We start from the raw sequence: 23,756 nt of genomic DNA, 5'->3' as shown, positions 1-23,756 counted from the left end.
CGGGTTGGTGAACTCTTCGTCACCCGATGGCGTCCAGCCGGTGCACCAGCTCGGCCACGTCGACGCCGTACTCGCACCACTCCACGTCGGGGCGGAAGCCCAGCTCCGCGTTGACCGCGAGCATCGCCTCGTTGGCCTGCGCGTTCCAGGTCTGCACCTCGGCCAGCTGGGGCTCGGTCGACCGCAGCTCCAGCAGCATCCGCGCCTTGATCGCCCGGTCGATCCCGTAGCCCCGGTGGTCGGGGGAGACGATGGTGTCGTACTGGTCGGCGCGGGTCGGGTGCTGGGCGGGCACGACCACCTCGGTCAGCCCGGCCACCTGCCCGGTGCGCTCGTGGATGGCCAGCACGATGTACGGCTTCATGCCCCGCCGGTCCAGGCAGTCGAGGCTGTCCCGGAGCCGCTGCGGGTCGTACGAACCGGCACGCGGGTCGCTGTCGTCGCTGTCCCGGATCTCCGCCTTGGCCCGCGCGTACGCGTCGAGCAGCTCGTCGGGCGGGCCGCCGGGGCAGAACTCCAGGCGGTACCCGCTGCTGACCCCGCCGGCCAGGGCGGACAGGGCCGGCCAGTCGACCCGGTCCAGCCGCAGCACGCTGCGGGTCTCCACGTACTCCCGGACGAAGCCGAGCGAGGTGTAGAAGTCGACGGCCGGCGTACCGCCGACCACCTCGACCCCGATCGACTGGAAGCCCTCCTGGAGGGTGCGGTGGGCGGCCACCTGGAGCAGTTGCCGGCCGATCCCGTGCCGACGGACCGCCGGGTGCACCAGCAGGTCGATCACGCCGATGTCGCCGAGGAGCAGCACGTGGATGTGGCCGAGGATGGGGCCGGGCTGCCCGTCGGGCCCCGGCACCGCCTGCGCGACCCAGGAGATCCGTCGTTCGCCGGGCATCACCTCGGCGAGGTACTCGCGCAGCGCACCGTCCTGCCACGGCGGGTCCGCCGGAAGGTCGGCCGCCAGGACCGCGTTGAGCGTGTCGAGCAGCGACCCGATCTCGGCGGCCGGAGCCCTGCGGGGATCCCACTCGCGCACCATCACGGGTCTAGCTTGCCGCTATCCGTAGCTGGTGAAAAGTGTCCAGTTCTCCAATGTGCGTAGTTGATCACGTCAGGTCCGGCTCGCGACGCCGTACCGGTTGGCGGTGTCGAAGACGTCCTGCGCGTACCGGCGTACATCGTTGTACGAGAGGATGGCGTTCCACCAGTCCCCGGGGATGGTCAGGTTCCGCCCGCCCTTGCAGAGGTAGTTGCCGGCGGCGAGCGCCGCGTCGTCGAGGTCGTGCGGGTTCTTCTGCCCGTCGTTGTCGGCGTCGGCGCCGATCTCCTGCCAGGTCGTCGGGATGAACTGCATCGGACCGACCGCCCGGTCGTAGACGAGGTCGCCGTCCATCACTCCCCGGTCGGTGTCGGCGATCCGCATCCGGCCACCCTGCCCGTCCAGCGGGTCGCCGATGATCTTCGGGAGGGCCTGCCCGTCCGCTCCGAGCACCGCGCCGTTCGCCGCGCCGTGCCGGGACTCCACGTACCCGATCGCGGCGAGCGTGGTCCAGGTCAGCCCGCAGCTCGGTGTGGTGTTGCGCAGGACCAGTTCGGCGTACCCGTAGGCCTGTACGGCGACCACCGGGATGCCGAGCTTCTGCGCGGTCTGCTGGGCCCACCCGGCCAACGCGTCGGCCGGTCGGCCGGCGACCGGGCCGCCCGGGAACTGCCCGGGTGGCGGGGTCATGCCACCGACCGGTCCGGTCGGTACGCCCGGGGTGAGGGCGGACGGCCCGCTGTCGGGCCAGCCGGTCGCCGGGCCGGTCGGGTCGGCCTGCGCGGCCGGCCGGGGGGTCCGCACGGTGGCCGGGACCAGCAGGGCTCCGACCAGGGCGGTCACCGTGACGAGTACCAGCAGGAACAGGCCGGGCAGCACCAGCCGGCCGCTGGGGCGGCGGGACCAGGCCCGGGTGGCGGTGACCGCCGCGCGGGCGGTCTGCCGGGGCGGTGGCAGCCGGACCGCGTGCGCGAACGGGATACGGCGCCGGCGACCCGTCGCCGGGGCGGTGGCGTCGCCGCTGTCCCCGGCGCCCGGGGCGTCCGTGCCGGTCGCCGGGTCGTCGCCGTCGCCTTTCGGGTCCGCCGTGCTGCCGTCCTTCGGGTCGGTGGCGCCGCCCTGCACGTTGGCCTCCGGGGTGACCCCGGGGCCGGTCGTACCATCACCCGGCGCCGCCGCGGCGCCGGTGACCTCGGGGCCGGCGGCTGCCGCCGCAGGGCCGGCCGATGGGCCGTCCGCCGGGGGGACGGCGGAACGCAGGGGTCGGTGCGTCTTCTTCTCCTCGCCGTCCAACACCTGTCGAGTATCACCCATCCCCGCCGTCACGTCAGGACCGGTCGTAGGCTGATGCACATGCCCCGGTACGAGTTCCGCTGCCGCGCGTGCGGCGACACCTTCGAGGTCAACCGGCCGATGGCCCAGGCCGCCGAGCCCGCCTCCTGCCCACAGGGCCACGACGACACGGTCAAGCTGCTCTCCACAGTGGCGGTGACCGGGCGCGGTGGCGTCGGTTCCGGGCCGGTCGGCGGTCCCCCGGCCGGCGGTGGTTGCTGTGGTGGTGGCTGCGGCTGCTGAGGCCCGCCACCGGCGGTCGATGTGGACCAGCTACCCGGCGTCGCGGAATCGGCTACCAGGCGTGGCTAGTCGGCACGTTGGGGCGGATCGGCCCCGACCGTTCTCACGATGCGTAACGGTCTGACCATAGGGCAGCATGAAGCCGACTCGAGGGGCGGAGGTTCCACGCATGTCGCCACGGACCGACCTCCCCAGCGGGCTGGTGACCTTCATGTTCACCGACATCGAAGGCTCGACCCGACTGGCCAGGATGCTGGGCGCCGGGTACCGTCCGCTGCTCAGCGAGCACCGGCGGCTGCTGCGGCGCTCGCTGACCGCCAGCGCCGGTGCCGAGCTGCTGACCGAGGGGGACTCCTTCTTCGTCGCCTTCGCCGACGCCGCCGCCGCGCTCGACGCCTCGCTGGCCGCCCAGCGGGCCCTGGCCGGGCACGACTGGCCGGGGCCGGAGGCCGTCCCGCGGGTCCGGATGGGCCTGCACACCGGCTACGCCGAACCGGTGGCCGGCGAGTACGCCAGCGCCGAGGTGCACCGGGCCGCCCGGATCGCCGCCGCCGCCCACGGCGGTCAGGTGCTCTGCTCGGCGGCGACCGCCCGGCACGCCGCCCCGCTGCCGGTGGGCGCGTCGCTGCTCGATCTCGGCCTGCACCGGTTGCGTGGCTTCGACGACCGGGAACGCCTCTTCCAGCTGGTCGCCCCCGGCCTGGAACGGCAGTTCCCCCGGCCGCGTACCGCCGAGTCCAGCCCGCACAACCTGCCCAGCCAGGTGACCTCCTTCGTCGGTCGGCAGGCCGAGCGGACCGAGTTGCGCAACCTGGTCGCGCAGCACCGGCTGGTGACCGTGCTGGGGGCCGGTGGGGCCGGTAAGACCCGGCTCGCGGTGGAGCTGGCGGCCGGTCTGGTCGAGTCGTACCCGGACGGGATCTGGTTCGTCGACATCGCCACGGTGACCGATCCGGGGTTGGTCGCCTTCGCGGTCGCCGCGGTTCTCGGGCTCCGCCCGGAGCCGGGCCGGCCCATGGTGGACACCCTGGTCGAGTACGCTGCCGCCCGCCGGATGCTGGTCGTGCTGGACACCTGTGACGCCCAGCCGGCCGCCTCGGCCCAGCTGATCGCCCGGCTGCTGACCGGCGGCAGCGGGGTGCGGGTGCTGGCCACCAGCCGGGAGTCGTTCGGCCTGCCCGGTGAGGTGGTGTGGCGGATCCCTCCGCTGTCGGTGGAGCCGGCGCCGGGCGGTGGCGAGAGTGACGCGGTCGCGCTGCTGCTCGACCGGACGACCGCCGCGCGGGGCGGCCGACGGCCGGGCCCGGCCGAGGCGGTCGCCCTGCGCCGGGTGGCCGAGCGGCTGGACGGGTTGCCGCTGGCGATCGAGCTGGCCGCCGCCCGGTTGCGGGTGCTCTCCGCAGGGCAGCTCGCCGAGCGGCTGGACGACGTGCTCGGCGTCCTGGACGCCGGCCGGACCGAGGCGGACCAGCCGGCGTCGGTCGGTGGCCGCTGGTCGGCGAGCCAGGAGGACACCGTCGACCTGGCCGCCGCCGCCCGGGGCGAGGTGACCCCGCCGGCCAGCCGGGCCGCCCACCGGACGGCCACCCAACGGCACGTCACCATGCAGGCCACGGTGACCTGGTCCTACCGCACCCTCGGTCCCCGGGCGGCGCGGCTGCTGCGCTGGCTGGCGGTCTTCGCCGGGCCGGTGGAACTGCCCACCGTGGAGTGGTTGCTCGACGAGGATCCGCTCGGTCCGCTCGCGGTCCTGGTGGACAAGTCGATGATCGTGGCCGAGCCGGGCGCGACCGGGACCACCTACCGGATGCTGGACCCGATCCGGGCGTACGCGGCCCGGCGGCTGGTCGACGCCGGGGAGGAGCAGGCGGCCCGGGACCGGCACGTGGCCTGGTCGCTGCACGCGCTGGAGCAGGCGTACCTCGGGCCGGGCGGGAGCCCGGTGAACCTCTCGCTGTACGCGCTCGACCCGCTCGCCGCCGAGCTGCGGGCCGCACTGCGCTGGTCGGCCACCGGGGGCAGTGCCCGCTCCGGCCTGCGGTTGGCCAGTGGCCTGGACCACTGGTGGCGGGAGCGGGGGCTGGCCCGGGAGGGTCGGCTCTGGCTGTTCCGGCTCTACAGCCGGATCGCCGAGACCGGGGAACGGATCGCCGAGGCGGAGCTGGCGGCGGCGTACCACATGCACTCGCTGCACGCCGGTGCCGACGGTGAGTTCGCCGAGGAGCTGCGCTTCTCCCAGCGGGCCGAGGCGGCGGCGCGGCAGGCCGGGGACGCCGGCCTGCTGGCCCGGGTACTCGCCGGACGGGCCGGGCCGTTGGTCGACATGGGCCAGCTCGCGGAGGCCGAGCGGGTGTGCCGGGAGGTCATCGAGTGGGCCCGTCGGGAGGAGGTCTCCGGGGACGCCCTGCTCGCCGTGTACAGCCTGGCCGAGCTGCTCTGGCAGCGGGGCGCGTTGGACGAGGCGGCGGAGCTGCTCGGTGCCGCCCGACCGGTGGAGGCGGGCCGCCCGGTGGACCGTGCCCGGCGCTCGGTGGACATGCTGCTGGGCATGGTGGCGCTGGCCCGGGACGATCTGGTCGCCGCGCACGACCATCTGGTGGTGGCGCTGCGCTCCCGGATGAGCCACGGTTTCCACGGCCGGGCCTGCGACACCCTCAACGCGATGGCGGTGCGGTGTGCCGCCGAGGGCCGTACCGTCACGGCCGCCCGGTTGTTCGGCGCGGCCCAGGCCACCCGTTCGGTGCTGCGGGCCACGCCGGGCACCTTCGGGGCGTACTGGTTGGCCCGGCAGGCCCAGCTCCGGGCCGAGCTGGGTGACGCCGCGTTCGATGCCGCGTACGCGGCCGGTACCCAGCTCAGCCTGGAGGAGGCGGCGGAGATCGCGCTCTCCGTGGAGCACCCGGATCTGGCTGCCGGCTCGGCCCGGTTCGCCGAGGTGGAACCACCGCGCCCACGGTCGGCGACCCGCCCGGCCCTGCGTGAGGCCGGGTGGGAGACCGCCGACCGCTGGGAGCGTCCCTGATCCGTCGCGCGCCGCTGCCCGGCCGACGGGGTCACCGGTAGCGCGGCCGGCGGCTCCGGTAGGGCCGGCCCGCCGGGGTTACCGCTGCGCGGTGGCGCGGCGTTCGGCGTCGGCCTTCATCCGGGCCACCCGGTCCAGCTCGGACTGGCTGATGACGACCGAGCCGAAGGCCTTCACCGCCTGGTAGTAGGTCCAGGCCAGGCTGTAGCAGGCCGGCTGTACCAGCGAGTTGTAGGTGGCGCAGACCCGCTTCAGGTCGGCGTAGAAGGCGTCGTCGATCCGGGCCTTGGCACTGCTGGTGAAGACCCCCATCGCCTTGTGGTTGCGGTAGCCGAAGTCGTGCCGGTAGCAGGAGAGGTTGAAGTTGAAGCCGAGCGGGTTGTCCGGGCTGGACGAGCAGTAGTCGGTCGACCAGTCGAAGGCGTACGCGGACCAGGCGGCCTTGTTCAGCCGGGCGGCGTTCCAGTTGTTGTAGCTGGTGGAGCTGGTCTGGGTCCAGCTGGAGAGGACGGCGAGCTTCTCCGAGGACGTGACGGCGGCGGCGGGCGATGCGGTGCCGAGCAGGGTCAGCAGGGCGAGCGCACCGGCCGCCAGCAGGGTGGTGAGACGGCGGGGCACGGGGTACCTCCTGAAGGGTCCGGCGCCGACACGATGGCACCGGGGGACGGGTTACCGGCTGGTACCGGAATGCTGACCAGCTTCGATCAATCGGCGCCCGTTGATCCCCTACTCGGGGTGAATTTCATGAGATGAGTTGAAAAGGACGAATGCCCCGGGATGTGTGGCACATCCCGGGGCATCCGGTCGTGATCAGCGTACGAAGCGCGGCGGGCTCGGCGGGCTCTCGTTGTGGAGCCGGTCCAGCGCGGTCACGTAGTAGGTGTACTCCGCGCCCGGCTCGGCGGTGCGGTCCACCCACGACTGGACCCCGTCCGGGGTGGCCCGGACCGTGTCCACCAGGTGTGCGGCGTCGGCGAAGCCGCACGGCTGCGCTAGGCCGGTCCCGTCGAACCGGTAGATCGCGTACGAGGTGGCCGCCCCCAGCGGGCCCATCCCGTCCGCCGGCTGCCGCCAGTTCAGCCGGATCCCGTCGGCCGACCGGGTCGCGCCGGTGACCACCGGCATCAGCAGCGGCTTGGCGGGCAGGTGCGGCATGGTCGGCACCAGCGCCGGCCGGGAGTAGTGGTCCCGGGCGTAGATGTCGGTCGCCCCGAGCCGGTTCGCCTGCACCTGCACCGCGCTGAAGTGCACGTTGCCGGCGACCTGCGGGTAGTCCCGGTTGAAGTACAGGTGCTTGCTCATCTCGTTCGGGTCGAACCAGGCGGCCGGCTGCCCGGCGGCGGCGATCTTGTAGTCCGCCTGCCCGATGTAGAGCTGCACGTCGGTGCCGGCGACCACGTCGGACCACCACGGTACGAGCTTGGCGTAGTCGGCCACGGCCAGCCCGATGTGCCAGTAGATCTGCGGCAGGATGTAGTCGACCCACTCCTCCTTGACCCACTTGCGGGTGTCGGCGAAGTTGGCGTCGTACGACTGCGAGCCGTTGGTGTCCGAGCCGAGCGGGTCGGCGGACTTGTTCCGCCAGATGCCGAACGGGCTGACCCCGAACTTCACCCACGGCTTGGCGGCCTTGATCTTCCCGTTCATCTCCTCGATGAGCAGGTCGATGTTGTGCCGCCGCCAGTCGGCCTTGTTGGCGAAACCGGCGCCGTACTGCTCGAAGGTGGCCTGGTCGCCGAAGTCCTGACCGGCGGCCGGGTACGGGTAGAAGTAGTCGTCGAAGTGGACCGCGTCGATGTCGTACCGGTTGACCGCGTCCATCATCGCGGTCTGGACGAACTCGCGGACCTCGGGGATGCCGGGGTTGTAGTAGAGCCGCGAGCCGGCCGCGTTCAGCGGGTAGGCCACCGCCCAGTCCGGGTGCTGCCGCACCGGGTGGCCGGGGGCGAGCTTGCTGATGTCGGCGCCCGCGCCGTCCGGCATGGAGATCCGGTACGGGTTGAACCAGGCGTGGAACTCCAGGTTCCGCTTGTGCGCCTCGTCGACCAGGTAGGCCAGCGGGTCCCAGCCCGGGTCCTGGCCCCGGACCCCGGTCAGGTACTCCGACCACGGCTCGTGCGGCGACGGCCAGAACGCGTCGGCGGTCGGCCGGACCTGCACGATGACCGCGTTGTGGTTGAGCCGTTCGGCCAGGTCGAGCCAGCCGTCGTACTCCGCCTTCTGGGCGGCGATCCGGTCCGGCGCGGTGTAGGACGCCTTGGTCGGCCAGTCGATGTTGACCACCGAGGCGATCCACATGGCCCGGAACTGACGCTTGGGCGTCGCCGGGTCGGTCTGGCAGGTGCTCTGCGTGTATGGGGCCGCCACCTCGGTTTCGGTGGCGGACGCGGGGGAGGCGGCGGCGAGCGTACCGAGCAGCGCGACGGCCAGCCCGGCGGCTCTGAGCCGAGTTGCCTTCATGCGGTGTGTCCCTCCGTTGGGGCTCGGAGCAGGGGCGCGGCGGCCGGGCCCGGCAGGATCGCGCGGATTAGCAAGATTCCGCCGTTGACCATCTGCCGCCAGAAGGAAATTTTCACACCAGGTGTGCCGAGCGCAAGCCCCTGGGCGGTTCGGAATGGTTCCGGTCGGCGGCGGCCCGGTCGCCGCCACACCGCCGGCGGGTCGCTCCTGGTCGACGGCGCGGGAGGATCCGTTCCTAGTCGGCGGCGACGAGCGCGGCGACCCGGACCAGGGCGCCCATCCGGCCCTGCGGTGCACCGTCCGGCCCGAGCGCCTCACCGACCAGCCAGATCCACTCGTCGTCGTAGTAGCGGGACAGGTCGTGACGGACCTGCTCGACCCGGAGCCGGAGTCGCCGGCAGCCGTAGCGCCAGTCCTCCTTGCCCAGCGTGAGCACTCTTCCGAGCAGCACGTCGGGCAGAGTGGTCGGTGCGCTCAACGGTACCTCCGGCGGTGTGACAGGTTCCTCTCCGTCCGTGACCACGATTTCAGACAAGTCGATGTTCATGTCGGCGAAACGCGGAATTCAGGTGTCAGGAAGGGGCCCCTGTCATCGGATTGCCTTGTACAGGGGCCCCCTCCTGGCGCCGGCCCGACGCCGCGCACCCGGCGCCGGGCGGTCCGGGGAGACTCAGGGGTGGGGCTGTGCCGTACCGGTCGGCCCGTGCACCCGCGGCCGGCCGTCCGCCCAGGTGACCTCGTCGAGCCAGAGCTGCCGGCCCGGCTCGGCCGCACCCTCCCGACCGGGCGGCCAGGCGTGGTAGAGCAGCCAGGTCCGTCCACCGTGGGCCACCATCGAGGCGTGACCCGGGCCGGAGGCTGCCGCGTTGCTCCGCAGGACCGGATTCTCCGGCGCCTTCACACACGGCCCGGCCGGTGACTCGCAGACCGCGTACCCCTCGGCGTACTCCGCCCGGTCGTAGGCGTTCGCCGCGTAGAACAGGAGGAGCGTGCCGTCCTGCCGCCACAGGAACGGGCCCTCGACCAGGTGCCCCTCCCACGCCTCGGTCTGCTTCAGCAACCGGTGCGGCGTACCGACCAGGCTGAGCCCGTCCGGCGAGAGCCGCTGCGACCAGATCCAGGTGTCCACCCCGATCGCGTTGCCGTCGTTCTTCCACAGCAGCCACAGGCTGCCGTCGGTGTCCCGGAACGGGCTGGCGTCGATGGCGCCGCCCAGGTCCGCCTGGCAGATCAGCGGCCCCGTCGAGTCGTCCCGGTACGGCCCGCCGGGTGTGGTGGCCACCGCCCGGCCGACGCACTGCCGGCCGGACTCCCGCCCGGCGACCGTGTAGTAGAGCAGGTAACGGTCGTCGGCCAGGGCGATCACCTCCGGCGCCCAGGTCCTGCCCGGGTCGGCCCAGCCGGGCAGCTCCGGCAGGGCGTCCCCGAATGGCGTCCAGGTGACCAGGTCGGGCGAGGTCAGCACCGGTACGTTCCGACCGTCCGCGTTGGTGTGGAAGAGGTACCAGGTGTCGCCGACCCGGATCGCCTGCGGATCCGGTGTGTCGGTGTGGTGCACGGGGTTGGTGAACGTCATGGCCGGCATCCTCACCCCTTCAGACCGCTGCGCGAGACGCCCTGGATGACGTACCGCTGGGCCAGGACGAAGAGCACCAGCACCGGTACGCTCGCCAGCACCGCACCCGCCATGATCACCGGATAGTCGGTGACGTACGCGCCCTGGAGCAGGCCCAGCCCCGGCGGCAGGGTGAGCTGTTCCGGGCTGAACAGCACGAAGATCGGCCAGAGGAAGTCGTTCCAGTTGGTGAGGAAGGACAGCACCGCGAGGGTGGCCAGGGCCGGTTTGGACAGCGGCAGCACCACCCGGACGAAGGTCTGCCACTGGTTCGCGCCGTCCAGCACGGCCGCCTCCTCCAGTTCCCGGGGCAGGGAGAGGAAGAACTGCCGGAGGAAGAACACCCCGAACGCGCTGGCCGCGCCGGGCACGACCACCACCGCCAGGGTGTCGATCCAGCCGATCGAGTCGACCACCAGGAAGTTCGGAATGATCAGCGAGGTCGGCGGGACGAACAGCGTCGCCACGATCAGCGCGAAGCCCACCTTCCGACCCCGGAACCGCAGCCGGGCCAGGGCGTACCCGGCCATCGCGGCGGTCACCAGCACCAGCAGGGCGTGCAGGGTGGCGGCCAGCATGCTGTTGAGGAACCAGCGCAGTACCGGGTTGGCCGAGCTGTTCAGGATCTGTTCGTAGCCGTACCCCGACACTGGATCGGGCAGCCAGCTCGGCGGAATGCGCTGGGCGTCCGGATAGTCCTTCAGCGAGGTGACGACCATCCAGGCCAGGGGCGCCACGAAGATCAGCGCCAGGGTGACCAGCACGAGATAGCGGGCGGTGCGGCGCAGTGCCGACGTCATGGGCACCTCAGTCCTCCCGGTAGCGGAAGAGGCGGAAGTTGGCGACACTGACCAGCGCCAGCAGCAGGGCGAAGACGACGCTCATCGCCGCGGCCCGGCCCGCGTCGTTGTCCCGCAGCCCCTCCTGCACGATGTACCAGACCACCGTCCGGGTCTCCGTCCCCGGCGCCCCCTGGGTGATCAGGAACGACTGGCCGAACATGTTCGCCGAGGCGAGCACGGTGGTGGTGACCACGAAGAGCAGCACCGGGCGCAGCCCGGGCAGCGTCACGTTGCGGAACTTGTCCCAGGTGCCGGCCCCGTCCATGGTGGCCGCCTCGTACAGCTCCGGTGAGATGTCCTGGAGCCCGGCCAGGTAGATCACCGCGTTGAAGCCGCAGGTCCACCAGACGGTCACCCCGACCAGCGAGATCCACGCCCACGGCATCCCGGTCAGCCACGGGGTGTCGGCGGGCAGCCCGAACACCCCGGCGACCCGGTTGACCAGGCCCAGGTTGGCGTCCAGCAGGAACCGCCAGAGCACCCCGATCACCGCCACCCCGAGCACGTACGGCGCGAAGTAGACCGCCCGGAAGAACGTCCGGCCGGGGAACGCCCGGTTGAGCAGCAGGGCCAGCCCCAACGGTACGGTCACCAGCAGCGGCACCGAGGCGACCGTGAAGATCGCCGTGGCGCGTACCGCCTGCCACCAGTCCGCGTAGACCACCGAGTCGGCGGAGAAGAGTTCGGCGTAGTTGTCCAGCCCGACGAAGGGCCGGTTGGGCAACTGGAAGTCCCACTGGTGCAGGCTCAGCCAGACGCCCAGCACGACGGGCAACAGGCCGAAGACCCCGAAGATCAGCAGGTACGGGGCCAGGAACAGGTACGGGGTGAAGCGGCCGGACCCACCGGCCCGGTAGGGGCGGCCGGCCGGCGGCGGCGCGTCGGTACGCGCCGCCCCGGCCTCGATCACGTCCGCCACGACGGGTCAGTTCCCGTACTTCTTGCGGTTGTCCTCAAGCTGCTTCGTCGCCTTGGCCGCCCCGTCGTCCAGCGCCTGCTTCGGCGACTTCTTGCCGAGCGCCGCCTCGTTGAACGACTGGTAGAAGGTGGTCAGCACCTCGCCGATGCCCGGTGCGGCCGGCGGGAAGGCGGCGTAGTCCAGCTCCGGGGCGAGTGAGCCCACCTCGGTCAGGGCCTTGAAGCCGGCGTCCTCGCGGACCGCCTTGCGGGCCGGCACCTGGCCCCCGGCGGCCCAGTCCAGCGAGTGCTGGCTGAGCCAGTTGATGAAGACCTTCGCCCCGGCGACCTTGTTCGCGTCGGTGCTGCGCTGCTTGACGATGGTGAAGTTGTGCGAGTTGGCCCAAGCCGCCGGCTTGCTGCCGATCTGCGGCAGGGGGGCCACCCCCCACTGGACGTCGGCGCTCTTCTTCAGGTCGTTGATCTGCCAGATGCCGTTCCAGTTGAACGCGTTCTTCCCGCTCTTGAGCGCCAGGTAGTCGGCGTCCTGGCCGACGTTGGCCGGCGAGTGGCCCTGCTTGATCATGTCGACCAGCCAGGTGCACGCCTCGACCGCCGGGTCGGAGTTGAAGGTCGCCTTGGCGACCTCGGCGTCGAAGAGGGTGCCGCCCCACTGGTGCAGCAGCGAGTAGAAGGTCATCCCACCGGTGAACTGGAACGGGCTGACCCAGAAGCCCTGCACGCCGGACTTCTTCAGCTCGGTCAGCGCGGCGGTGTAGTCGTCCTTCGTCATCGGCGGCTTGTTCGGGTCCAGGCCGGCGGACTGCATGACGGTCTTGTTGTAGTAGAAGCCGAGCGGGTGCATGTCCAGCGGGATGCCGTACCGCTTGTCCCGGTAGAGGCCCCCCTGCCAGACCGTCGGCGCGAAGTCGGCGTCGGTCAGTTCCAGGGCCTTCGCCACGTCGTCCAGTTCGGTGATGACGCCCCGGGCGGCGTAGGTGGCGAGCTGGTCCATGTGCATGACCGCGATGTCCGGTCCGTTGCCGCTGGACACCGCACCCGGCAGCTTGGCGTAGTAGTCCTCCCACCGGTAGGTGGCCACCGCGACCGCGATGTTGGCGTGCTCGGCGTTGAACTGGGTGACCAGCTTCTTGAAGATGTCGCCGTCACCGCCGGTGAACCCGTTCCAGAGGTTCAGCTCGACCTTCGGGCCGGTGTACTCCTTGCCGCCGTTGCCCGCTGCGGCCGGTTCCTTGTCGTCTCCGCCGCCGCAGCCGGCCAGCGTCAGGGTGGCTGCCGCGCCGAGCCCGACACCGAGGCCGAGCAGGCGACGTCGGCTCATCTCGCTGTGCATCATGGGTGACTCTCCTTGGGGGACGGTAGGAAGTGTGCCGGTCAGCGCCGGGGCGCGAAACGCAGCACGTTCCAGGAGACGGCGGGCAGGCGTACCGTGCAGCGCCCGCCGTCCCCGGTGGGGGTGGGAAGCATCCGGGGCGTCACCCGGTCGGGCTCGGCCTCGGTGTTGACCGCCGTCGGGTCGTCCCCGGCGGCGAGGGTCAGGTGGGCCACGCCGTCCAGCGTGGGCAGGCCACGCAGGTCGAGGTCGAGCGGGAGGTCGCCGGGACCCCGGTTGACGGCGAAGATGGTCAGTTCGTCGGTGGACTCGTCGTGCACCGCGACGGTGTCCAGCACCGGCACGTCGCCGTACTTCGCGGTCTCGTAACGGGGGGAGACCGGCTCGGTCCGCAGCACGGTGCCCCGGGCGTACCGGGCGGTCAGCGCGAACGGGTGGAAGATGCTCTGCCGCCAGGCGGGGCCGCCGGTGCGGGTCCGGATCGGGCCGATCACGTTGGCGAGCTGCGCCTGGCAGGCCACCCCGACCCGGTCGGCGTGCCGGAGCAGGGTGACCAGCAGGTCACCGACCACCACCGCGTCGACCGCGGTGAAGGTGTCCTCGATCAGCGCCGGTGCCTCCACCCAGCCGCGCCGGTCCAGGTCCGCCTGCAACCTGGCCTGGTACCAGACGTTCCACTCGTCGAAGGAGATATTCAAGCGCCGTCGCTGCCGCTGCTTGGCCGCCACGTGGTCGGCGGTGGCGACCACGTCGTTGATGAAGGCGTCCATGTCGACGGCGGAGGCGAGCAGGCTGGCCTGGTCGCCGTCGGAGGGGTCGTAGTAGGTGTGCGCCGAGATGTAGTCGACGTGCTCGTAGGTGTGCTCCAGGACGGTGGCTTCCCAGGCGGCGAACGTGGGCATGCCCCGGTTGGAACTGCCGCAGGCCACCAGGCTGATCGAGGGGTCGATCATCTTCATCGCCCGGGCGGTCTCGGCGGCGAGCCGGCCGTACTCGGCGGCGGTCTTGTGCCCGACCTGCCACGGCCCGTCCAGCTCGTTGCCGAGGCACCAGAGCCGCACCCCGTACGGCTGTTCGGCGCCGTGCCTACGGCGCAGGTCGGACAGTTGGGTGCCGCCCGGGTGGTTGCTGTACTCCAGCAGGTCGCAGGCCTCCTGCACGCCCCGGGTCCCGAGGTTGACCGCCATCATCGGCTCGACGCCCGCCTGGCCGGCCCAGGTCATGAACTCGTCCAGCCCGAACGCGTTGGTCTCGATGGTCTTCCAGGCGAGGTCGAGCCGGCGGGGCCGGTCCCCGACCGGGCCGATGCCGTCCTCCCAGCGGTAGCCGGAGACGAAGTTGCCACCGGGGTAGCGGACCACGGAGACACCGAGTTCCCGGGTGAGGTCGAGCACGTCGGTGCGGAGCCCCCGGTCGTCGGCGGCCGGGTGCCCCGGTTCGAAGACGCCGCCGTACACGCACCGCCCCATGTGCTCGACGAAGGAGCCGAAGAGCCGGCGGTCCACCGGCGCCACCCGGAACGCCGGGTCGATCGTGAGCTGCGCGGTCTGCAACGTGTCACCTTCCTCGTCCCCAGAGTCAGTGACCGGAGTCACTGACTGTCCGAAGCTTTCTACAACGTTGTAGGCAACGTTGTAAAGGGCGTCGGACGCGGTAGAGTGCGCGCAGGTGACCGGGGGAGGGTGCGGCGTGCGACACAGGCTCAAGGACGTCGCCGAGCTGGCCGGGGTGTCGGTGAAGACCGTCTCGAACGTGGTCAACGGTTACGCCCACGTCCGCCCCGAGACCCGGACCCGGGTCGAGCAGGCGATCGCCGAGCTCAACTACCGGCCCAACCTCTCCGCCCGGAACCTCCGCAAGGGGCGGACCGGGGTGATCGCCCTCGCGGTACCCGAGCTGGACATCCCGTACTTCGCCGAACTCGCCCGGCACGTCGTCACCGCGGCGGCCGAGCACGACTGGACGGTGCTGATCGACCAGACCGGAGGCGCGCGGGAGCAGGAGCGGGTGGTGGCCGCCGGTATCCGGGACCACCTCATCGACGGGTTGATCTTCAGTCCGCTGGCCCTGACCGCCGAGGACCTGGCCGGTGGGCTGGACGGTACCCCGATGGTCCTGCTCGGCGAGCGGATCGACCGGGGCCCGGCCGACCACGTGGTGATCGACAACGTGGCCGCCGCGCGGGAGACCACCGCGCACCTGATCGGTCTCGGTCGCCGCCGGATCGCGGCGATCGGCGCGCAGCGCACCCCCGAGGGGGCCAGCGCGCGGCTCCGCCTGGCCGGTTACACCCAGGCCCTGGCCGCCGCCGGCATCGACTACGACGAGACCCTGGTGGCGCCCGCGGCGGCCTGGCACCGCGCGGACGGCGCGGCGGCCGTGCGGGAACTGCTCACCAACGGGGTACGCCCCGACGCGGTCTTCTGTTTCAACGACACGCTGGCCCTCGGCGCGCTGCGGGCGCTGTACGAACACGGTCTGCGCGTACCGGAGGACGTGGCGGTGGCCGGGTTCGACGACATCGAGGACGGGCGGTTCGCGGTGCCGACCCTCACCACCGTCGCACCGGACAAGGAGCGGATCGCCCGGCTCGCGGTCGAGGCGCTGGCCGGCCGGCTCGGTGGCGAGCGGGACGCACCGACCCGGGAGCTGGTCGCGCCCTACCGCCTCGCCCTGCGGGAGAGCACCCTCGGTCGCGGCTGACCGCCCGGCGGTCCGCGAGATCTTCGGCGGCGACCGCCCCGTGCTGACCGTCCTGACCGTCCTGACGACCGCCGAGCGGGCGGAACTCTCGCGGATCCTGTCGAGCTGCTCCATCTGTGCGTGCAGAAGTGTCCGGTCGCGGCGTAGGCCCCCGGCTCACCGCCGCCGCTGTTGCTCTGCTCCATCCAGGCCAGCAGCTCGACAGGGGCTGCACCGGGACGGCCTGCTCCACCGGTTCAGCGCGTCCGGCGGGCCACCATCGGCCAGGAACCCGCCGGCCGCCACCGGGCTACTGCCGGGCGCTCTCAGTCGAAGAACCGGGCCAGGTGCGCCGGGGTGGGTTCCGGATCGCCGTCGGCGAGCGGGGTGAGGTCCGCGAAGATCGACGCGCCGTCGCAGCCGACGTGCAGCGGGTACCAGCGTGGGGTGCCGGGTGGCCGCTGGCCGCAGATCCCCTTGACCGTCTGCACGTCCAGCAACCGGACGTGGGTCGGGTCGGCGACCGCGTTGACGTGCCGCCACCACGGGCTCATCACGTGCAGGACGCCACCCGGTCGGAGTACCCGGTGGATCTCGTCGACCAGCGGCAGGAAGTCGATCAGGTGCTCCAGGATGTGCACCGCGAAGACGACGTCCACCGAGTCGTCGGCGAGCGGTAGCGAGCGGGAGAGGTCCGCGACGGCGTCCACCCCCGGCGCCGGGAAGATGTCCAGCCCGAGGTTGCCGGGGTACTGCTTGGTCCGGCCGCAGCCCAGGTCCACCACCACCGGGTCCCGGCCGCCGACCCGTACCCGGGACCAGACGCCGAACACGCCGGCCAGCCGGCCGACGACGTCCCGGGCCAGCCGGAGCTGGCCGGGCTCGGCGACCTCGCCGGTCAGGTGCGCGACACCCCCGTCGAAGCGCACCTCGACCGCCAGCCCGCGCAACCGCTCGTCGTGCCGGGCCAGGTCGGCCCAGGCCCCGTCGAGGAACTCGTCGATCGCCCGCAGCCGGTCGGCCGAGGGCGGATGCTGCGCCAACGCGACCATCCCGGACACCTCCGGGCCGGCCATACCCCGATCCGGCCGGACTATGCGCCGCGCACCGCCGACGGGATCAGCCGGACCGCCGACGGGATCAGCCGGGCAGCCGGCGGGTGGCCCGGGAGCCGCGCATCCGGGGCCGGGGCGGAGCGGTCACCTTCGGCCGCTTCAGGTGGTAGCGGTGCAGCTCGCTGCTGCCCGCCTGGTTGGCGTCCTCGCTCATCGACACCATCTCCCAGCCCTGGTCACCGGCCCGGTTGAGGTGCGACAGCGCGGTGTCGCCGTACGGCGTCAGGTCGAGCATCGAACCGTCCGGGCCGTACCAGGTGAAGGTCACCTCCCAGCCGACGTCCTGGGTACTCGCCTGCCGGCGCCGCACCAGCAGCGCGTACTCCCACCTCAGCATGGCTTCATTGTGACCCGCCGGTCAGGAATCGGCAGGGTTCAACGTTCGGTGACCCGCCCGCCGTCGACGTGCAACGACCGGGTGGTCCGGACCGAGGCGAGCATCCGCCGGTCGTGGGTGACCAGCAGCACGGTACCGCCGAAGCTCTCCAGGGCCGATTCGAGCTGCTCGATCGCCGGCAGGTCGAGGTGGTTCGTCGGCTCGTCGAGCACCAGCAGGTTGACCCCCCGACCCTGGAGCAGGGCCAGCGCCGCCCGGGTCCGTTCGCCGGGGGAGAGGGTGGCCGCCGGTCGGAGCACGTGCGCGGCGCGCAGGCCGAACTTGGCCAGCAGGGTCCGCACGTCCGCCGGGTTCAGTTCCGGAACGGCGGCGCTGAAGGCGTCGATCAGCGGCTGGTCGCCGAGGAAGAGCCCCCGGGCCTGGTCGACCTCGCCGACCACCACCCCGGGGCCGAGCGCGGCGTACCCGGCGTCCAGCGGCAGCCGACCGAGCAACGCGGCGAGCAGGGTGGACTTGCCCGATCCGTTGGCCCCGGTGATGGCCACCCGGTCCGCCCAGTCGATCTGGAGGTCCACCGGGCCCAGGGTGAACCCGCCCCGGTGCACCGTCGCGCCGCGCAGCGTGGCCACCACCGCACCGGCCCGGGGCGCGGCGGCGATCTCCATCCGCAGTTCCCACTCCTTGCGGGGCTCCTCGACCACCTCCAGCCGCTCGATCAGCCGTTCGGTCTGCCGGGCCTTGGCGGCCTGCTTCTCGGAGGTCTCGGCCCGGGCCTTCCGGCCGATCTTGTCGTTGTCGGTGGTCTTGCGCAGGGCGTTGCGTACGCCCTTCTCCATCCAGTTCCGCTGGGTCCGGGCCCGGGCCTCCAGGCCGGCCCGGGTGTCGGCGTACTCCTCGTACTCGGCGCGGGCGTGCCGGCGGGCCACCTCCCGTTCCTCCAGGTAGGCGAGGTATCCGCCGCCGTACTGCCGGACCTGCTGCTGGTGCAGGTCCAGCTCGACCACCCTGGTCACCGTCCGGGTGAGGAACTCCCGGTCGTGGCTGACCAGTACGGTGCCGGCCCGCAGGCCGCCGACGAACTCCTCCAGCCGGTCCAGCCCGGCCAGGTCCAGGTCGTTCGTCGGCTCGTCGAGCAGGAAGACGTCGTACCGGCTGAGCAGCAGTGAGGCTAGCCCCGCGCGGGCGGCCTGCCCGCCGGAGAGCGAGGTCATCGCCTGGTCGAGGTCGACGGCGAGCCCCAGGTCGGCGGCCACCTGCCCGGCCCGTTCGTCCAGGTCCGCCCCGCCCAGGGCGAGCCAGCGCTCCAGCGCCGGGGTGTACGCGTCGTCCGCGCCGGGCGCCCCGACGGTCAGCGCCTCGGTCGCGGCGTCCAGTGCGGCCTGGGCGTCCGCCACGCCGGTGCGGCGGGCGAGGAAGCCGCGCACCGTCTCACCCGGCCGGCGTTCCGGCTCCTGGGGGAGGTACCCGATGGTGGCGGTGGGCGGGTTGATCCCGACCGTGCCCTGCTCGGCCGGTTCGCGCCCGGCGAGGATCCGCAGCAGCGTCGACTTGCCGGCCCCGTTCACCCCGACCAGACCGATCACGTCACCGGGGGCGACCACCAGGTCGAGGGCAGCGAAGAGGACCCGCTCACCGTGCCCGGCGGCGAGGTCCCTGACGATCAGTGTGGCGCTCACGAGGCACCGATGGTATCCGGTCGGGGGGTGCACCGGCCGGCGGTGCGGGCGGAGGCACACTGTGCCGGTGCTGACCACACTTGCCATCGACTGTGGTGGCGGCGGGATCAAGGCGTCCGTACTCGACGACGCGGGGACGATGCGGGCCAGGCAGATCCGGGTGCCGACGCCGTACCCGCTGCCCCCGGCGCTCTTCGTCAAGACGCTGCTGGAGGTGGGTGGACAGCTCCCCCCGGCGGACCGGGTCACGGTCGGCCTGCCCGGCATGATCCGGCACGGGGTGGTGGTGGCCACCCCGCACTACGTCACCCGGTCCGGCCCGCGCAGCCGGGTCGACCCGGAACTGCTCGCCGAATGGTCCGGGTTCGACGCGCGCAGTGCGCTCGCCGAGGCGTTCGGGCTGCCGGTGCTCGCCCTCAACGACGCCGAGGTGCACGGCGCCGGGGTGGTCGCCGGCACCGGCTGCGAACTGGTGCTGACCCTCGGGACCGGGCTGGGCTGCGCGCTCTTCGACGGTGGGGTGCTCGCGCCGCACCTGGAACTGTCCCAGGCGCCGGTCCGCTGGGGGATGAGCTACGACACCTACGTCGGCGAGCCGGAGCGGCGTCGGCTGGGGGACGCCTTCTGGTCCCGACGGGTCCGGCAGGTGGTGGAGGGGCTGCGTCCGGTCTTCCGCTGGGACCGGCTCTACCTGGGCGGTGGCAACTCCCGGCTGATCCGCCCGGAGCAACTCGCCCGGATGGGCGACGACGTGGTGGTGGTACCGAACACCGCCGGGATCGTCGGTGGCGTACGGGCCTGGGCGCTGGCGACCTGAGCGGGCAGGAACACTCGCGCTCCCGCCGGTGTTGTGCCAGCGTCGATGTAACGCGGGACGACACGAGGAGGTGGGAGGGATGGATCTGCTGGCCGAGTACCGGCGGGCGACCATGTTCTTCGAGGCCGGTGACGCCAGTGGGGCGGCCCGGCTGCTGGAGCCGATCGTGGCGGCCGAGCCGGGCAACGCCTCGGTACGGCAGCTGCTGGCCCGGGCCTACTTCCAGTCGGCCCAGCTCGGCCGGGCCGAGGAGCAGCTGCGGGCGCTGGTCGACCAGGACCCGAGCGACCACTACGCGCACCACGTGCTGGGGCGGACGCTGGAGCGGATGAACCGGCCGGCGGACGCGCTGCGGCACCTGCGCATCGCCGCCGCGATGCACTCCGCCAACGACGACTACCGGGTCGCGCTGCAGCGGGTGGAGAGCCGGGTCGGCGGTCGGCGGTGAGCAACCGACCTACCATGGGCCGTTATGGGACCTGAGCTGCCGGTGGGCGCGCGATGAAGCTCAAACTGGATCTTCACGACATCTTCAATCGCGGCCACGACATCGACCGGGCACTACGCGGAATCATGGACGAGGCGGTGGCCAAGAAGGCCACCCTGGTGGAGATCATCCCTGGAAAGGGGTCCGGGCAGCTCAAGAAGCGGGTGCTGCGCTTCCTCGACCAGAAGGAGGTCAAGCAGCTCTACCACCGGGTGGAGAAGGACTCCAAGAACTTCGGTCGGCTCTTCGTGCACTTCCGGTGGAAGTGAGCGGACCGGTCCCGTGATGCTTCCGTGGCATTTCCACGGAGGCAATGATCGGGTCCGGTATTCGGTGGTTCGGGCGGTGTCGAGATCGCGGCAATTCTCGGGGATTTGACGGGAGAGGTCGCAACACACAAGTCTGCTGATAAACGTCGATCTCCGATAATATTGGCGAATGGTGAGTGCTGCGGAGTTCGACGTGCTCGTGATCGGAGCGGGTGTCGCCGGCCTGACCACTGCGATCCGGTTCGCCGAGGCGAGGTTCTCAGTCTGTGTCCTGGCCGACCGGCCGCCCCTGGCCACCACCTCGGCGAGCGCCGGTGCGAGCTGGGGGCCCTACCTGGTCAGGGACGACCGGGTGCCGCACTGGAGCGAGCAGACCCGGCTGACCCTGGAGAAGATCGCCGAGCATCCGCTCTCCGGGGTGCATCTGGCCCGGGGGTTGGAGGCGGCGCGCGACCAGGTCGAGCCGCCGCTGTGGGTACGCGGCGTGGGCGACTTCGAGCTGTGCCGCCCCGACGAGCTGCCCGACGGGTACGTCTGCGGCTGGCGGTACACCGTCCCCCTGGTGGACATGCCGCGTTACCTGGACTACCTGACCCGACGGTTGACCGTTGCCGGCGGCCAGCTGGCGGAGGGCCGGATCGGCTCGTTCGCCGAGGTCGCCGGATCGGCCCGGGTGCTGGTCAACTGCACCGGACTGGGGTCCCGCACGCTGGTACCGGACGAACAGATGTACCCCACCCGGGGGCAGCTGGTGGTCGTGGACAACCCGGGGATCGACAGCTTCTTCCAGGACACCGGGGAGCGCGGCGACCTGACCTACTTCCTGCCGCACGGGGACCGGGTGGTGCTCGGCGGCTGCGCGTTGCCCGGAGCGGAGAGCCTGGAGCCGGACGCCGACTCGACCCGGGCGATCCTGGCCCGCTGCGCGGCGATCGAGCCGAGGTTGGCGGGCGCCACCGTCCGGGAGGTCCGGGTCGGGTTGCGGCCGAGCCGGGCCCGGGTGAGAGTGGAGTGGGGGCGGTGCGCGGGGACCCCGGTGCTGCACAACTACGGGCACGGCGGAGCAGGCATAACCCTCTCCTGGGGGTGCGCGGACGAGGTGTTCAGCCTCAGTGGCCTTCAGTGAGACTTCTGCGGAGTCAGGTGGAGCCTGTACCGGATACGGCCGAAAGGTTGTCCAAGAAGGAACGTACGGCGTGATTCCTCGGGCCAATCAGCTGATCAATTTATTGTTGAATATCTGATCAAGTAGTATCGTATGGTCACGCTAGCCGGTTATAGCGCGTCGTGGATGCGCCGCCTCTGATGCTGTCGCCGCAGGCGCCGGGGCTCGAAACGTGAAGGGTGAATCCCTATGGACGGACCACGTTCCCCTGGTCTCGCCGCCCTGCATGTCAATGACGGCGACAGCGGACAACCACCCGGTTCGAACGATCAATTCGACTGGGACCAGTTCGATTCCGAGGCGTATTTTTCTCACAATTATCTCGATGTGCGGGACGACGACCGGCAGATCATGGTGATCGTGCGGGACTTCTTCGCCTCGGCCGGCGTCGCACCCGGGGCCCGCGCGGTGGACGTCGGAGCCGGCGCCAACCTCTACCCCTCGCTGGCGATGCTCCCCTTCTGCGCCCACCTGGACCTGTGGGAGTACAGCGCGGCCAACGTGGCCTGGTTGCGTGGCCAGGTCGCCGGGTTCACCGACAACTGGCTGCGGTTCTGGGAGGTCTACCGGGGCCAGCCGGCGTACGCCTCGGTCGCGGATCCCCGGGCCGAACTCGCCAGCCGGACCGAGGTGCACCAGGCCAGCGTCTTCGACCTGCCCCCACGACACTGGGACCTGGGCACCATGTTCTTCGTGGCCTGCTCGCTCTCGGCCGACCTGACCGAGTTCCGCCGGGCGGTGCACCGCTTCGTCGCCGCGCTGCGTCCACAGGCACCCTTCGCGACCGCGTTCATGGCGAAGTCCCAGGGGTACCACGTGGGCGAGCGGTGGTTCCCGGCGGTCGCGATCGACGCCGACGAGGTACGGGACACGCTGGCGCCCGTCGCCACCGACGTCACCGTGACCCCGATCGACATCGGCGACCCGTTGCGCGAAGGGTACGGCGGCATGATCGTGGCGACCGGGCGGTCCCGCGGCTGACGGGGCCCTTCCTCACACCTCGGAGAGCAGCACCCGGCCGTCGGCGTCCAGGGTGGCGACCTGCACCCCGGGTGCCGGCCAGAGGTTGTTGAACTCCTCCACCCGGGACCGGATCCGTTCGTGGTTGGTGACCAGCGTGGTGTCCATGATCGAGGCGTAGTGCTGGCCGACCATCGGTGCGCCGGTGGACTGGAAGCTCAGCTCCTCGTCGAAGATGATGAAGTCGCGCAGCGTCTCCCGTAGTTGCGGGGCGTCGTTGGCGTTGAGGACTCGCACCTCCACCCCGATCTCCAGATGCAGGCGCAGGTCGTTGAGCAGGTCCTGCTCGGTCAGGTCGCCCCGGTCGATGATGAACAGCCGCTGGATCTGCACGCCCCGGTGGATGGCCTGTGCCTGCCGGCCCAGGTACCGCCGGCCGAGTTCACCGCGCCACAGTCCGCCGTCGAACCCCCGCACCCCGGCGTCGATGGAGCTGAGGCTGGTCGCCCGGATGCTGTGGTGGGCGATCCTGGTCAGCAGGAGCAGCCACTCCCGGTCCTCACCCTCGTAGGTGACGTCGCTGCGGTCGCCGATCCGCCGGAGCTGCTCGGTGAGCCGGTCCACCTCGGCCCGGGCGAATCCCCGGACCAGAGGGGTGGCCTCCCTGGCGATCCGCGTCCGGTAGTGGATCAGCTCGACGATCTGGTTGATCTCGGCCGGGTCGAGTTGGGACACCGTGCGCAGGTCGACCAGTTCGTTGTCCAGTCGGATGCGGGAGAAGCCCTCGGTCAGTTTCTCCACCACCTGGTCGCGGTGGTCGTCGATGGCTCTGACCAGCCTGTCCGACTGCCGTTCCGCATCCAGCAGGTGCAGCACGACGAACATCGCGCCGCCGATGAACAGTGCGGTGCCGGTGATCCACAGCACCTCCGGTCGGCGGTCGGCGGGTACGAGTGTCGAGAAGGCCAGGACCACCAGTGCGGTGGCGAGACTGATGAGAATCTTGCCGGCGAGCCGTCGATGCCCTTTTCGAGCCGTACGCACTTCGGGCCGGGGTTGCGGCATTGTCGGCCCCCTTTCCTGTGTGCCGGTGCGATGCGTATTCCGCCCGATTCCGCACCGGTGGCGTCATTGCATGAACCGGCTGTGGCGGCCACCTGGGTCGGCGTCGCGGGAACGTGGACAAAGAATTTCCCCCATGATGGCCTGATCGCGCAATACTTGTGCCCGTTGTCGGCGCCGAAAGGAAAAACACGATCTTCGCGGCGGGTGTCCCGGAAAAGTCGACCGGGGATCGGTGGAACTTTCACCGGACGCGCGGATGATCGGCCAAAAATGTCGATCATGAATGCCGGCGGTAATGGTGGCAGAAAACGACCGGTCCCCCGCCCTGGGGACGGGGGACCGGAGGTGGCGGGTCGGAAGGGACGCCCGGTCGGACCGGGAG

22 protein-coding genes are annotated in these 23,756 nt (G+C 71.5%); 8 read left to right on the top strand and 14 right to left on the bottom strand.

Translation table 11 applies throughout. The annotated features are described in order from the left end of the window. Positions 1-19: 19 nt before the first annotated feature. The gene (locus GSF22_RS05565; protein WP_208811665.1) at positions 20-1,036 is read right to left on the bottom strand and encodes a GNAT family N-acetyltransferase; all 1,017 of its coding nucleotides are present in this window, start codon (positions 1,034-1,036) and stop codon (positions 20-22) included. A gap of 72 nt (positions 1,037-1,108) precedes the next feature. Further along, complete coding sequence (locus tag GSF22_RS05560) at positions 1,109-2,332, bottom strand: lytic transglycosylase domain-containing protein (RefSeq protein ID WP_208811656.1); 1,224 nt, start codon at positions 2,330-2,332, stop codon at positions 1,109-1,111. 57 nt (positions 2,333-2,389) lie between these two features. On the opposite strand from GSF22_RS05560, the gene GSF22_RS05555 reads away from it, so the two are divergent. Both GSF22_RS05555 and GSF22_RS05550 read left to right on the top strand, forming a co-directional pair. Continuing rightward, positions 2,390-2,611, top strand: coding sequence for an FmdB family zinc ribbon protein (locus GSF22_RS05555; RefSeq protein ID WP_208811655.1), 222 nt, complete (start codon positions 2,390-2,392; stop codon positions 2,609-2,611). A 169-nt stretch (positions 2,612-2,780) separates the two neighbouring features. Then, positions 2,781-5,633 (top strand): ATP-binding protein, encoded by a 2,853-nt coding sequence (locus GSF22_RS05550; RefSeq protein ID WP_244366314.1) that lies wholly within the window; start codon positions 2,781-2,783, stop codon positions 5,631-5,633. Positions 5,634-5,711: 78 nt separating this feature from the next. Here GSF22_RS05550 and GSF22_RS05545 read toward each other — a convergent pair whose 3' ends face one another. The 8 genes from GSF22_RS05545 to arfA form a co-directional block, all read right to left on the bottom strand. Beyond that, complete coding sequence (locus GSF22_RS05545) at positions 5,712-6,251, bottom strand: phospholipase (protein ID WP_208811654.1); 540 nt, start codon at positions 6,249-6,251, stop codon at positions 5,712-5,714. A 192-nt stretch (positions 6,252-6,443) separates the two neighbouring features. Continuing rightward, positions 6,444-8,093 carry a glycoside hydrolase family 10 protein gene (locus GSF22_RS05540; protein ID WP_208811653.1) on the bottom strand — a complete coding sequence of 550 codons (1,650 nt, stop codon included), beginning with the start codon at positions 8,091-8,093 and terminating at the stop codon, positions 6,444-6,446. Between the two features lie 235 nt (positions 8,094-8,328). Continuing rightward, positions 8,329-8,571, bottom strand: a complete 243-nt coding sequence (locus GSF22_RS05535; protein WP_208811652.1) for a hypothetical protein — start codon at positions 8,569-8,571, stop codon at positions 8,329-8,331. A 192-nt stretch (positions 8,572-8,763) separates the two neighbouring features. Beyond that, positions 8,764-9,669, bottom strand: coding sequence for a glycoside hydrolase family 43 protein (locus GSF22_RS05530; protein ID WP_244366313.1), 906 nt, complete (start codon positions 9,667-9,669; stop codon positions 8,764-8,766). A gap of 11 nt (positions 9,670-9,680) precedes the next feature. Beyond that, entirely contained in the window at positions 9,681-10,508 is an 828-nt protein-coding gene (locus tag GSF22_RS05525) for a carbohydrate ABC transporter permease (RefSeq protein ID WP_208811650.1), read from the bottom strand. Positions 10,509-10,515: 7 nt separating this feature from the next. Further along, entirely contained in the window at positions 10,516-11,469 is a 954-nt protein-coding gene (locus GSF22_RS35605; protein ID WP_208811649.1) for a carbohydrate ABC transporter permease, read from the bottom strand. A gap of 6 nt (positions 11,470-11,475) precedes the next feature. Beyond that, entirely contained in the window at positions 11,476-12,804 is a 1,329-nt protein-coding gene (locus GSF22_RS05515) for an ABC transporter substrate-binding protein (RefSeq protein WP_208811648.1), read from the bottom strand. A gap of 38 nt (positions 12,805-12,842) precedes the next feature. Continuing rightward, positions 12,843-14,354: an arabinosylfuranosidase ArfA gene (gene arfA / locus GSF22_RS05510; RefSeq protein ID WP_208811647.1), complete on the bottom strand. Its 1,512-nt coding sequence runs from the start codon at positions 14,352-14,354 to the stop codon at positions 12,843-12,845. A 136-nt stretch (positions 14,355-14,490) separates the two neighbouring features. Here arfA and GSF22_RS05505 point away from each other — a divergent pair, with 136 nt between their 5' ends. Then, positions 14,491-15,504, top strand: coding sequence for a LacI family DNA-binding transcriptional regulator (locus GSF22_RS05505; RefSeq protein WP_208811646.1), 1,014 nt, complete (start codon positions 14,491-14,493; stop codon positions 15,502-15,504). A gap of 305 nt (positions 15,505-15,809) precedes the next feature. Here the strand turns inward: GSF22_RS05505 and GSF22_RS05500 are convergent, their stop codons facing one another. From GSF22_RS05500 to GSF22_RS05490, 3 genes are all read right to left on the bottom strand, one after another. Then, a complete protein-coding gene (locus GSF22_RS05500; RefSeq protein WP_208811645.1) occupies positions 15,810-16,535 on the bottom strand; it encodes a methyltransferase domain-containing protein in 726 nt (241 codons plus the stop codon). 88 nt (positions 16,536-16,623) lie between these two features. Further along, positions 16,624-16,935, bottom strand: coding sequence for a hypothetical protein (locus tag GSF22_RS05495; protein ID WP_208811644.1), 312 nt, complete (start codon positions 16,933-16,935; stop codon positions 16,624-16,626). Between the two features lie 38 nt (positions 16,936-16,973). Continuing rightward, on the bottom strand, positions 16,974-18,611 hold the full coding sequence (locus GSF22_RS05490) for an ABC-F family ATP-binding cassette domain-containing protein (protein ID WP_208811643.1): 1,638 nt from the start codon (positions 18,609-18,611) through the stop codon (positions 16,974-16,976). Between the two features lie 67 nt (positions 18,612-18,678). On the opposite strand from GSF22_RS05490, the gene GSF22_RS05485 reads away from it, so the two are divergent. The 5 genes from GSF22_RS05485 (at position 18,679) to GSF22_RS05465 (ending at position 22,330) form a co-directional block, all read left to right on the top strand. Continuing rightward, positions 18,679-19,428: an ROK family protein gene (locus GSF22_RS05485; protein WP_208811642.1), complete on the top strand. Its 750-nt coding sequence runs from the start codon at positions 18,679-18,681 to the stop codon at positions 19,426-19,428. 79 nt (positions 19,429-19,507) lie between these two features. Continuing rightward, on the top strand, positions 19,508-19,876 hold the full coding sequence (locus GSF22_RS05480) for a tetratricopeptide repeat protein (RefSeq protein WP_208811641.1): 369 nt from the start codon (positions 19,508-19,510) through the stop codon (positions 19,874-19,876). A gap of 53 nt (positions 19,877-19,929) precedes the next feature. After that, complete coding sequence (locus tag GSF22_RS05475; RefSeq protein WP_208811640.1) at positions 19,930-20,184, top strand: Smr/MutS family protein; 255 nt, start codon at positions 19,930-19,932, stop codon at positions 20,182-20,184. A gap of 169 nt (positions 20,185-20,353) precedes the next feature. Next, on the top strand, positions 20,354-21,310 hold the full coding sequence (locus tag GSF22_RS05470) for an FAD-dependent oxidoreductase (protein WP_244366311.1): 957 nt from the start codon (positions 20,354-20,356) through the stop codon (positions 21,308-21,310). A gap of 228 nt (positions 21,311-21,538) precedes the next feature. Then, positions 21,539-22,330 carry an SCO2525 family SAM-dependent methyltransferase gene (locus GSF22_RS05465; RefSeq protein WP_244366310.1) on the top strand — a complete coding sequence of 264 codons (792 nt, stop codon included), beginning with the start codon at positions 21,539-21,541 and terminating at the stop codon, positions 22,328-22,330. A 12-nt stretch (positions 22,331-22,342) separates the two neighbouring features. On the opposite strand, the gene GSF22_RS05460 is transcribed toward GSF22_RS05465, so the two are convergent. Further along, positions 22,343-23,374: a hypothetical protein gene (locus GSF22_RS05460; protein ID WP_208811638.1), complete on the bottom strand. Its 1,032-nt coding sequence runs from the start codon at positions 23,372-23,374 to the stop codon at positions 22,343-22,345. Between the last annotated feature and the right edge of the window lie 382 nt (positions 23,375-23,756).

The organism is Micromonospora echinofusca (assembly GCF_017614955.1).
Taxonomy (GTDB): domain Bacteria; phylum Actinomycetota; class Actinomycetes; order Mycobacteriales; family Micromonosporaceae; genus Micromonospora; species Micromonospora echinofusca_A.
Note: the sequence above shows the minus strand (reverse complement) of the source record. Positions and strands in the feature narration are given on the sequence as shown.

Coding starts and splice junctions, on each gene's coding strand:
- GSF22_RS05515 (WP_208811648.1), bottom strand. CDS start 12,804: ATGATGCACAGCGAGATGAGCCGACGTCGCCTGCTCGGCCTCGGTGTC.
- GSF22_RS05555 (WP_208811655.1), top strand. CDS start 2,390: ATGCCCCGGTACGAGTTCCGCTGCCGCGCGTGCGGCGACACCTTCGAG.
- GSF22_RS05495 (WP_208811644.1), bottom strand. CDS start 16,935: ATGCTGAGGTGGGAGTACGCGCTGCTGGTGCGGCGCCGGCAGGCGAGT.
- GSF22_RS05475 (WP_208811640.1), top strand. CDS start 19,930: ATGAAGCTCAAACTGGATCTTCACGACATCTTCAATCGCGGCCACGAC.
- GSF22_RS05525 (WP_208811650.1), bottom strand. CDS start 10,508: ATGACGTCGGCACTGCGCCGCACCGCCCGCTATCTCGTGCTGGTCACC.
- GSF22_RS05460 (WP_208811638.1), bottom strand. CDS start 23,374: ATGCCGCAACCCCGGCCCGAAGTGCGTACGGCTCGAAAAGGGCATCGA.
- GSF22_RS05480 (WP_208811641.1), top strand. CDS start 19,508: ATGGATCTGCTGGCCGAGTACCGGCGGGCGACCATGTTCTTCGAGGCC.
- GSF22_RS05465 (WP_244366310.1), top strand. CDS start 21,539: ATGGACGGACCACGTTCCCCTGGTCTCGCCGCCCTGCATGTCAATGAC.
- GSF22_RS05540 (WP_208811653.1), bottom strand. CDS start 8,093: ATGAAGGCAACTCGGCTCAGAGCCGCCGGGCTGGCCGTCGCGCTGCTC.
- GSF22_RS05550 (WP_244366314.1), top strand. CDS start 2,781: ATGTCGCCACGGACCGACCTCCCCAGCGGGCTGGTGACCTTCATGTTC.
- GSF22_RS05530 (WP_244366313.1), bottom strand. CDS start 9,669: ATGACGTTCACCAACCCCGTGCACCACACCGACACACCGGATCCGCAG.
- GSF22_RS05470 (WP_244366311.1), top strand. CDS start 20,354: ATGGTGAGTGCTGCGGAGTTCGACGTGCTCGTGATCGGAGCGGGTGTC.
- GSF22_RS05565 (WP_208811665.1), bottom strand. CDS start 1,036: ATGGTGCGCGAGTGGGATCCCCGCAGGGCTCCGGCCGCCGAGATCGGG.
- GSF22_RS05500 (WP_208811645.1), bottom strand. CDS start 16,535: ATGGTCGCGTTGGCGCAGCATCCGCCCTCGGCCGACCGGCTGCGGGCG.